Source organism: Caulobacter sp. D5 (assembly GCF_003185805.1).
Lineage (GTDB): Bacteria > Pseudomonadota > Alphaproteobacteria > Caulobacterales > Caulobacteraceae > Caulobacter.
The window spans coordinates 1-1,445 of the sequence record NZ_QHJY01000475.1 but is presented as its reverse complement, the minus strand read 5'-3'; the positions used below and the strand labels follow the sequence as shown (position 1 = coordinate 1,445).

Annotated in this window: 1 pseudogene; it reads left to right on the top strand. The window is 73.6% G+C overall.

Annotated elements, in window-relative coordinates:
• A pseudogene (locus tag DMC18_RS26295) lies at positions 1-1,445 on the top strand (hypothetical protein); the annotation flags it as partial.

Here is a 1,445-nt window from a genome sequence, read left to right as displayed (position 1 = left end):
CCGCTGGCCGCCGCCGCGCACGAGAGCGCGGGCCTGGGCGCGCACTTGGCCGGCTCGTCGGTCGCCGCCGTCGCCCTGATGGGCGCCCTGCCGGTCTACGCCGTCGGCGACGCCGTGCTGAACCCGGTCACAGGCAGCAACGAGCAGGTGGTCGAGGTCATCGCCCCCGCCGCCGTCCGCACCGCCAGCGGCAACATCATCTTCCTGGCCACCACGGTCGGCGACACCTACACCAACACCAAGACAGGCAAGTCCTACGAGGTCACGGCGGTCACCAAGAACGCCGACGACCGCGTGATCAGCGTCACGGTGAAGGAAGTCGGGACCAGCACCACCCAGTCGCAGGCCGTGGTCACCGACAAGTCGGGCGACATCGTCACCGGCGCCCCGCCGGCCGGCTCGGCCGGCGCCGGCGCGGGCAATTACGCCTTCCCGCCGGCCTCGGGCGACATCAACACCTTCGCCGACGCCCGCCACGGCGGCAACGGCGACAACGGCGACGACGGCGGCGGTCTGGAGATCTGCATCCCGCTGATCGGCTGCGCCACCATCGGCTACAACCCCACCGCGGGCGATGACGGCGAGGCCGGGCCCTCGTTCAGCCGCACCGTCACAACGGCCAACAACGGCGACATCGAGGTGGTGTCCGACAAGCTGCCGGGCGTCGTCATCTCCAGCGTCGGCGGCGACGGCGGCCAGGGCGGCGACGCCTACGGCAACATGGACGCGGCCCACGGCGGCAAGGCCGGAGCCGGTGGGAACATCACCCTCGACGCCAGTGTCGACATCACCACCGACGGCGTGGAATCGCACGGCATCTTCGCCCAGAGCCGCAGCGGCGTCGGCGGCGACGGCGGCACGGGCTACATCTTCAGCGGCGGCGGCTCGGGCGGTTCGCCCGGCCAGGGCGGCTCGGTCACGGTGACCAGCACCGGAACGATCTCCACTTCCAAGGAAGGCGCGATCGGCATCCTGGCCCAGAGCCTGGGCGGCGCGGCCGGCAACGGCGGCGACAGCTATGGCATCGTCGGCGACGGCGGCGGCGGCTCGTTCGGCGGCGATGGCGGCGCGGTCTCGGTGACCCAGGGCGGGATCGTCCACACCGCCGGCCGCAACGCCCACGGCGTGCTGGCCCAGTCGATCGGCGGTTCGGGCGGCAGCGCCGGCGACTCCATCGGTCTGGTGACGTTCGGCGACAGCGGCGCGGCCGGCGGCAAGGGCGGCTCGGCGACCATCACCGCTTCGGCGGGCTCCAGCACCACCACCAGCGGCGACGGCGCCTACGCCCTGTTCGCCCAGTCGGTGGGCGGCGGCGGTGGCTCGGGCGGCCTGGGCATCGGCGTCGTCTCGCTGGGCTCGGACGGCGGCACCGGCGGCGACGCGGGCCTGGCCAAGATCACTGTCGGAACCGGCGCGGTCGTCGGCACGACGGGCGCGGGCTCCCA